Source organism: Planktotalea sp. (assembly GCF_049680325.1).
Taxonomy (GTDB): Bacteria; Pseudomonadota; Alphaproteobacteria; order Rhodobacterales; family Rhodobacteraceae; genus Planktotalea.
Map to the genome: position 1 here is coordinate 1 of NZ_JBAUHO010000046.1, position 8,620 is coordinate 8,620.

Genomic DNA, 8,620 nt, shown 5'->3' on the forward strand with positions numbered 1-8,620 from the left:
TCGGCTCGATCAACCTTAAGGACGAGGGCTATTGGGATGGCGGCACGGTGTTTGACTGGCTGCGTCGCAGCGCCAAGGATCGCGGTGTCGAGTATGTGAGTAATCGCGTCGTGGCTATGAACGCAAGCGCAGGCAAAGTGCAGTCTGTGACGCTGGAAACAGGAGAGGTGATTACCTGCGGGCACGTGGTCAACGCCTCTGGCCCGCGCGGCGCACTTACGGCCAAAATGGCGGGGATAGAGTTGCCTGTTGAACCGCGCAAACGCTTCACGTGGATCTTCAGCGCTGAACAACCAACTGATCGTGAACTACCCCTGACGATTGACCCAAGCGGCGTGCATTTTCGTCAGGATGGCCCAAAAACCTATCTTGCTGGCGGCGCGCCAGAGCCTGAAGACGATGTCGCGGTTGATCCAAATGATTTCACCATGGATCACGGCCGCTGGGAAAATCACATCTGGCCGATCATCGCGACGCGCATCCCACAGTTCGAAGCGATCAAGGTCGTAACGGAATGGGCAGGCCACTACGCCTATAACACGCTGGATCAAAACGCCGTGTTGGGCGCGCATCCTGAAATCACTAATTTCATCTTTCTGAACGGTTTCTCGGGTCATGGCCTGCAACAAAGCCCTGCCATGGGACGCGCCGTTGCGGAGTGGATTACCTATGGCGCGTTTCGCAGTCTTGATATGTCGCCCTTTTCCTTTGAGCGGATCGCGGCAGGCAAAACATTCGAAGAAAAGGCAATCATCTGATGGCAAACAAGTTGAAGAAACTCGTGCTTACCGGTGCGGCGGGACGTCTGGGATCGTATCTTCGCGAGCCGCTTTCAAAGCTCTGCAACGAGCTGGTTTCAAGCGATATCGTTGCCCATACGGGTAGCCTTTATGATGGCGAACGCTATGTGCAGGCCGATCTTGCTGATCTCGCTGCAATCGAGGCGCTCACCGAAGGCGCGGATATGATTGTGCATTTTGGCGCGATCGGGGATGAGGCGGAATTTGACGCTATTCTTCAGTCAAACATCGTCGGGGCCTACAACATCTGGGAAGCCGCGCATCGCAATAACGTGCGCCGCGTCGTCTATGCCTCGTCTATTCATGCGGTCGGGATGTACCCAAAGAATGAATATATCGGAACGGATGTACCCCACCGCCCTGACACCTACTATGGGCTTGCCAAGTGCTTTGCGGAAGATCTGGCGCGGATGTATTGGGAAAAGCGCGGGATCGAAGCTGTCTGTCTGCGTATCCTGAGCTGCGCAAAGGTCAGCAATGCGCGCGCGGTTGGCTCGTGGCTAAGTTACGATGATCTCGTCCAACTGGTCACGCGCTCCATTGATACGCCAATCACTGGATTTACGATCGCCTATGGCGTCTCAAACAATGATCGCACGCCCGTTGATACGTCTTCGGCATCCTTTCTTGGCTATCGTCCCAACGACAATGCCGAACAGTTCGCCGCCGAAATGTTCGCCCAAGACGGGCCGCTCGATCCAAGCGATGCAGGACATATGTGCCATGGCGGACCCTTTGCCTCTGTCCCCCTTGGAAAAAGCGGGCAGGCGGCGCTGAAAATCGAAGATGATCGCAAGAAAAACTGACGGATGCGTCAATGCATACAACGGTATACTATAGACGACTCTGTAGCGATCCACTATGGACAGATCAAATCCTGCCCTATTTTCATGCATGAGGTTTCCTATGTCCGACCAGAACACACCCGACATCATCTATACCAAGGTAGACGAAGCGCCCGAGCTGGCCTCAGCATCCTTCCTGCCAATCATCCAGAAATTCGCCGCGGCGGCGGGCGTTTCTGTTGGAACAAAAGACATTTCGCTTGCGGGTCGTATTCTTGCGACATTCCCCGAGTATCTGAGCGCAGATCAGCGACAGTCCGATGATCTGGCTGACCTTGGCAAACTGGTCAAAACACCAGAAGCCAACGTCATCAAGCTGCCAAACATCTCTGCATCTGTTCCCCAGCTTGTCGCTGCGGTGAAAGAGCTTCAGTCCCAAGGCTTTGCGCTACCTGATTATCCTGAGACGCCTGCCAGCGACGAAGAAAAAGCCGTGCGCGCGAAGTATGACACGATTAAAGGGTCTGCGGTGAACCCGGTTCTGCGCGAAGGCAATTCTGATCGCCGCGCTGCGAAAGCTGTCAAAAGCTATGCACAAAGCAACCCTCACCGCATGGGTGACTGGACGGCTGATAGCAAAACACGCGTCGCATCCATGAGCGGCGGCGATTTCTTCTCGAACGAGACGTCCGCGACACTCGCAAAAGAGGCGACAGCAAAGATTGTGCTTGAAACCGCGAACGGCGAAACAGTTCTGAAAGAGGGGCTAAGCTACCCCGCAGGCACCGTTGTCGACGCGACTTTCATGAGCGCTGCCGCGCTGGACGCGTTCCTTGCGGAAGAAATTGCTAGCACGAAGGCAGAGGGCACTTTGTTCTCGCTGCATATGAAAGCGACAATGATGAAGGTCTCTGACCCGATCATCTTCGGTCATGCTGTCAAAGTCTTCCTCAAGCCTGTTTTCGATCTGTTCAGTCCAGAAATGGAAGAACTGGGTGTGAACCCGAATTCCGGCATGGGCGACCTTTTGAATCGCGTGAAGGACCAGCCGGCAATCATGGCTGCAATTGATGCGTGCTTGGCAAAACGCCCACCACTTTACATGGTCGACAGCGACAAAGGTATTACCAACCTGCATGTCCCGTCCGATGTAATCATCGACGCCTCAATGCCCGCGCTTATTCGTGCTGGCGGCAAAGGCTGGGGTCCTGATGGCAAGGAATCCGATGCCAACTGCGTAATCCCCGACAACTCGTATGCGCCTGTTTATGATGAGTCTGTGAAGTTCTTCAAAGAGAACGGCAAGCTGAACCCGGCAACCGCAGGCACGGTGCAGAACATCGGCTTGATGGCCCAAAAGGCAGAAGAGTACGGCTCGCACCCGACGACATTCGAGATCGCCGAAGCTGGTACCGTGAAAATGATCCTCGACGACGGCACGGTCCTGCACGAGCATAAAGTAGAAGCAGGCGACATCTGGCGTTCGGCCTCTGCGCGCAAGGCACCGATCGAAGATTGGGTCATGCTTGCGATTGACCGCCAGCGGGCCGAAGGCACACGAGCGATCTTCTGGCTAGACGAGAACCGCGCACACGATGCTGAATTGATCGCCTACGTAAAGCCGATCCTGGAAGCTAAAGGCGTTGCCGATAAGTTCGAAATCATGGCACCGCGCGAAGCTACGCGTGCGTCCCTTGAGACGATTACAGAAGGCAAGAACACCATCGCGATCACCGGCAACGTGCTGCGCGACTACCTGACAGACCTGTTCCCGATTTTGGAACTGGCCACATCAGCGAAGATGCTCTCCATCGTTAAACTGATGAATGGCGGCGGGTTGTTTGAAACCGGTGCTGGCGGCTCTGCCCCCAAGCACGTTCAGCAGTTGATGGAAGAAAACCACCTGCGTTGGGACAGCCTCGGCGAGTTCTGCGCACTCGGTGAAAGCCTTCAGTTCCTTGCCGATGCGCGCTCGAACGAAAAGGCGCGCGTTCTGGGCCAGGCTGTGGACGCTGCGACCCAAGGCATTCTGGATGACAACCGCTCGCCTTCGCGCAAAGTCGGTGAGCCTGACAACCGCAATAGCCACTACTGGTTTGCACGCTACTGGGCAGAAGCCCTTGCTGCGCAAAATAGCGAAGCAGAGCTTGCTGCATACTTTGCACCCATCGCAAAAGCGCTGGCAGAGGGCGAAGCTGCTATTCTTGCTGAATTGGCCGCAGCCCAGGGGCCAGCGGTTGATCTGGGTGGCTACTATCACGGCGATGCGGCCAAGACCGCAGCCGTCATGCGCCCATCCGCGACGCTGAACGCTATCATCGGCTAACCAAAACGATCGCGCGCCACATTGTTTGGCGCGCGATCTACTCTACCCCTTTGCGCAAATTTCCCGCGATTACCCCGGCTTGTTGGGGCCGGGCCAGTGCGCCAATTTCAACCACATCCCCCCTAACACCGCGTCACCCCTCGCCTTTTCCGGAAAGCTTCGTCAAGCTAGCAGGAAGAGGAGACAAATGATGAGCGACACGCGCAAACAGTTCGCCCTGATCGGTGCAGGGCCTATGGGCCTCGCCGCGGCAAAATTGATGGTTGAACACGGGATTGCCTTTCAAGGCTTTGAGCTGAACACGGACGTTGGCGGCCTTTGGGATATCGATGCACCGCGCTCGACCATGTACGACAGTGCGCATTTGATTTCCTCAAAACGTATGACCGAATTCACCGATTTTCCAATGCGTGATGACGTGGCCGAATACCCCTCGCACCACGAGATGAAGCAATATTTCCGCGATTTTGCCGCGCATTTCGGCCTTTATGACCACTACCGTTTTAATAGCGAAGTTATGTCTTGCGAACCGCTCGGCGCATCAGGCGAAGGTTGGCGGATTACCTGGCGCGACAGCGAAGGTGAACATTCAGCGGAATTTGCGGGCGTTATGATCGCCAATGGCACCTTGAGCGAGCCGAACATACCCACGTTCAAGGGCAATTTCACTGGCGAACTTATTCACGCGGCGCAGTATCGCGCGGCAAAACAGTTTGCGGACAAGCGTGTATTGATTGTTGGCGCGGGCAATTCAGGATGTGACATTGCAGTGGATGCGATCCATCATGGTGCCAGCTGTGATCTGTCCATGCGGCGTGGCTATTACTTTGTGCCCAAATACGTCTTTGGCAAGCCTGCCGATACAATGGGCGGGGCGATCAAACTGCCCATGTGGCTAAAGCGGCCCATAGATCAGACCATCCTCAAATGGTTTGTCGGTGATCCACAGAAATACGGTTTTCCCAAGCCTGACTATAAGCTGTACGAAAGCCATCCCGTCGTAAACTCGCTCGTGCTATATCATGCAGGGCATGGGGACCTTCGGATAAAACCCGACATTGATCGTCTTGAAGGTAACACCGTCCATTTCGAAGATGGAACCAGCGATGAATACGACATGATCCTTACTGCAACGGGTTACAAGCTGGACTATCCGTTTATCGAAAACTCCCATCTCAACTGGCAAGGTGATGCGCCCCATTTGTTCCTGAACGCGATGCATCCCGAGCGCGATGATATCTTTGTGCTTGGCATGATCGAAGCCAGTGGCCTCGGCTGGCAAGGACGCCACGAGCAGGCCGAAATGGTCGTGCGATACGTCAAAGCGCTTGAAACCGCGAAGATGGCCGCGAAGGCGCTCCAGGCCGAAAAGGCTGGCGGATTTCAACGGGCAACGGGCGGCATGCAGTATCTCAAGCTCGCACGCATGGCCTATTACGTGGACAAAGCAACCTACCGCAAAGCAGTGGGCGATTGGATCAAAGCATTGGGAGGGACGAACTGATGATCGACGATGTAGCCCTGAACTTCAGCGCAAGCTCTTTGCTTTTGCTCAACGGCATTCTTGCAATCGTGATGTTTTCAATCGCGATTGACTTGCTCCCGCGTGACTTCAAGGCTTTGGCCCATGCGCCCAAGCCATTATTGGTCGGGCTGTGTTCGCAATTTCTACTCTTGCCAGCGCTCACTTTTGCTTTGGTCCTTGTCACCACGCCAATGCCGTCCGTCGCATTAGGCCTGATCCTTGTCGCGGCTTGTCCGGGTGGGAATATCTCCAACTTTATCACCCACCGTGCGGGGGGTAATTCTGCGCTTTCGGTTTCGATGACGGCATTTGCTACGGTTGGTGCAATTTTCCTTACGCCGCTCAATATCGCTTTTTGGGGCAATCTCTATGCGCCGACACGCGCACTGCTGCAAGCGACCCAGATTGATCCCGTATCCGTCGCGATCACTGTCGGGTTGATGTTGATCCTCCCGCTCGCGCTTGGGGTTTGGCTTAACCATGCAAGGCCAAAGATCACGGCGAAAATTCGCAGGCCCTTGCAGTGGCTTTCGATGGGTATTTTTGTCGCTTTCATCTTGGCCGCGATTGGCGCGAACTGGGCTAACTTTGTTAACTTGGCAGGTGTCATTGTCGTGCTGGTCATTGCCCATAACGCGATTGCCTTGGGTGCCGGGTTTTCGATTGCAACGCTTACGGGCCTGTCAGCGTTTGATCGACGCGCAGTCACCATCGAGACGGGCATACAGAACTCCGGCCTTGGCCTTGTGTTGATCTTCGGCTTTTTCGGCGGGCTTGGCGGAATGGCCGTTGTCGCGGCCTTTTGGGGCATTTGGCATGCTGTATCTGGCATTGCACTTGCGAGCCTCATGTCCCGCACGCAGGCCGCAAGATGAGCCGCATTTTGATAACAGGTGCCAATGGCATGATTGGCCGTACGCTTATTGACGTAATGGCCCCTGCGCAACGTGCTGGATTGGTTGCAAGTGACCTTTCCAATTCCGGCCTGCCCTCAGACATCAATTTTCGCATTCTCGATGTAACCGGGGAAGATGCTGATATCGTCATCGGTGATCTGAAACCCGATGTCGTCGTGCATCTTGCATCTATCGTGACACCGCCCGCCGGGATGGGTCGACACGCCGCCTATGCAGTTGACGTGCAAGGCACTCGCAACGTGCTGGATGCCTGCCTTAGCCACGGTGTGCGCCGCCTTGTGGTGACCAGCTCTGGCGCGGCTTATGGGTATCACGCAGACAACCCTGTCCCGCTACGCGAAAGCGACGCCTGCCGCGGCAATCCAGAGTTTGCTTACGCAGATCACAAGCGGCAAGTAGAGGAAATGTTAGCCCAAGCGCGGCAGTCAAACCCGGAACTTGAACAGGTGGTCCTACGTGTTGGCACCGTTCTGGGAGCTGGCACTGACAACCAGATCACAGCGCTCTTTCGCAAGCCCCGCTTGCTGGGCGTCGTGGGAAGCGAAAGTCCTTTTGTCTTTGTCTGGACGAACGACCTTGCGCAAATCCTGCTGCGGGCGGCAATCGATGGTCCCGCTGGAATCTATAACGTCGCGGGCGACGGTGCGCTTGGGGTAAGCGAGCTTGCCAGCGCATTGGGTAAACCTGTTCTACGCTTGCCCGCATGGGTGCTGAAAGCAGCGCTCGCCATAGCCAAACCTTTGGGCCTTTCGCGTTACGGGCCTGAACAGGTGCGCTTTTTACAGTACCGCCCCGTTCTTGCGAATGATGCGCTAAAGGCAGACTTTGGCTATGTCCCCGTGAAAAGCTCTGCCGAGGTGTTCGAGCTGTGGCGCGAAAGTGTGGGCCTATGAAAACCGCAATCATTTCCGGCGGTGCTGGCGGCTTGGGCCGTGCGTTGAGCGCCCAGTTAATGGCCAGGGGTTGGTACGTTATTGCCCTTGATATCGACATCAGCGCCTTGAAAAGCACTGACAGTCTGCGCGCAGTCGAGGTTGATATTACCGACGCCAGTGCCTTGGAAACAGCCATTAGCGACGCCATCAGCACGCGCCCCAGTATTGATCTGGTCATCTACAATGCTGGCGTGTCGCATATCGCGCCCTTTGAAAATTCCAGCGATCAGGCCCATCGACGCCTGTTTGAGATCAACTATTTCGCAGCAATCAATATGGCGCGGCTCACCCTTGTTGCCGTGCGTAAATCCGAAGGAACGCATCTGGCGATTTCCTCGGTTGCAGGCTTTTCACCGCTTTTTCATCGCACCGCATATGCTGCGTCCAAGCATGCGCTTGAAGGGTTTTTTGCGTCGTTGCGTTCTGAGGAAAAAGAGCATGGCGTGGACAGTCTGATTGCTGCACCCAGCTTCGTTGGCACCAATATTGGATGCTCGGACCCTGACAAGGACGGCATGCTGCGCCCCGGATCAGCCGCCGATGGCCTTGATTATATGTCACCCGAAACTGCCGCAAAAGTGATCCTGCGCGGTTACGACAAGCGGCGCAAGTTCATCCCGGTCGGCCGCATTGCCAGCGTGGCGTGGTGGATCAACAGCCTATCACCCCGCTTGTTTCAGCGTTTGATGGAACGGAACATCAAAGGGAAGTAACAGGCAATCGTCTTGCCGCAAGGGCACTAAGAAGCAGCATAACGCCGGCGCATAACAGGCAGGCGACAAGACCCCCCATTTGATAACTAAGGCCGGACAATACCGTCCCGATCAAGCGACCCGTTGCGTTGGCCATATAGTAAAAGCCCACGTCCATTGTGACCCTCGCCTGCGTCGTAATGCGCAAGATCAGGTAGGAATGCAGTGCTGAATTAAGCGCGAACACCGCCCCGAAAAGAAGCAAGCCAGCGATCAAAATTGCGGTTAGCCCAGCCACATCGGCCCAAACCAATCCGCTTAACGCAAGCGGAACAAGCGCTAGTGCCAACGCAAGGCCAGACGCACTTTGCACCGGGGATTTTGCCAAGAATTTTGGCGCAAAGGCCTGAACAAAGCCATAAAATATGATCCAGAGCGCCATGAAACTACCAATCAGAAAGAAAGCAGCTTTATTGCCCGCCTCGGTTCCATCTGACCAAACGCTATAGAAATAGATCGGTATACCAACGACGAACCACACATCTCGTGCGCCAAACAGGAATACCCGTGCAAGGCTGAGCCAGTTGACAGGCGCGTTTGTCGAGAAGACCGCGCTGAACTTCGTTCCTTTGATCCCCTT

At 55.3% G+C, this 8,620-nt stretch carries 7 protein-coding genes and 1 pseudogene; 7 read left to right on the forward strand and 1 reads right to left on the reverse strand.

Annotation, left to right across the window (positions count from 1 at the left end; all coding sequences use genetic code 11):
• From WBC85_RS02040 to WBC85_RS02070, 7 genes are all read left to right on the forward strand, one after another.
• Positions 1-758, forward strand: a 758-nt coding sequence (locus tag WBC85_RS02040; protein WP_424433016.1) for an NAD(P)/FAD-dependent oxidoreductase, incomplete at its 5' end; no start/stop codon positions are given.
• 11 nt (positions 759-769) lie between these two features.
• Positions 770-1,606 carry an NAD-dependent epimerase/dehydratase family protein gene (locus WBC85_RS02045; RefSeq protein ID WP_424433022.1) on the forward strand — a complete coding sequence of 279 codons (837 nt, stop codon included), beginning with the start codon at positions 770-772 and terminating at the stop codon, positions 1,604-1,606.
• 100 nt (positions 1,607-1,706) lie between these two features.
• Entirely contained in the window at positions 1,707-3,911 is a 2,205-nt protein-coding gene (locus tag WBC85_RS02050) for an NADP-dependent isocitrate dehydrogenase (protein WP_424433017.1), read from the forward strand.
• A gap of 190 nt (positions 3,912-4,101) precedes the next feature.
• Positions 4,102-5,415, forward strand: a complete 1,314-nt coding sequence (locus tag WBC85_RS02055; protein ID WP_424433018.1) for a flavin-containing monooxygenase — start codon at positions 4,102-4,104, stop codon at positions 5,413-5,415.
• Positions 5,415-6,311 carry a bile acid:sodium symporter family protein gene (locus WBC85_RS02060; RefSeq protein ID WP_424433019.1) on the forward strand — a complete coding sequence of 299 codons (897 nt, stop codon included), beginning with the start codon at positions 5,415-5,417 and terminating at the stop codon, positions 6,309-6,311. Before WBC85_RS02055 ends, WBC85_RS02060 begins: the two co-directional genes overlap by 1 nt.
• Positions 6,308-7,246 (forward strand): SDR family oxidoreductase, encoded by a 939-nt coding sequence (locus tag WBC85_RS02065; RefSeq protein ID WP_424433020.1) that lies wholly within the window; start codon positions 6,308-6,310, stop codon positions 7,244-7,246. Before WBC85_RS02060 ends, WBC85_RS02065 begins: the two co-directional genes overlap by 4 nt.
• On the forward strand, positions 7,243-8,001 hold the full coding sequence (locus WBC85_RS02070; RefSeq protein ID WP_424433021.1) for an SDR family NAD(P)-dependent oxidoreductase: 759 nt from the start codon (positions 7,243-7,245) through the stop codon (positions 7,999-8,001). Before WBC85_RS02065 ends, WBC85_RS02070 begins: the two co-directional genes overlap by 4 nt.
• On the opposite strand, the pseudogene WBC85_RS02075 reads toward WBC85_RS02070, so the two are convergent.
• Positions 7,988-8,620: pseudogene (locus tag WBC85_RS02075) on the reverse strand (organoarsenical effux MFS transporter ArsJ); the annotation flags it as partial. The gene WBC85_RS02070 and the pseudogene WBC85_RS02075 sit on opposite strands and share 14 nt — an antisense overlap.

What these genes read in the sequence shown, in the direction of transcription:
- WBC85_RS02060 (WP_424433019.1), top strand. Translation starts at nt 5,415, where the DNA reads ATGATCGACGATGTAGCCCTGAACTTCAGCGCAAGCTCTTTGCTTTTG.
- WBC85_RS02050 (WP_424433017.1), top strand. Translation starts at nt 1,707, where the DNA reads ATGTCCGACCAGAACACACCCGACATCATCTATACCAAGGTAGACGAA.
- WBC85_RS02065 (WP_424433020.1), top strand. Translation starts at nt 6,308, where the DNA reads ATGAGCCGCATTTTGATAACAGGTGCCAATGGCATGATTGGCCGTACG.
- WBC85_RS02055 (WP_424433018.1), top strand. Translation starts at nt 4,102, where the DNA reads ATGAGCGACACGCGCAAACAGTTCGCCCTGATCGGTGCAGGGCCTATG.
- WBC85_RS02070 (WP_424433021.1), top strand. Translation starts at nt 7,243, where the DNA reads ATGAAAACCGCAATCATTTCCGGCGGTGCTGGCGGCTTGGGCCGTGCG.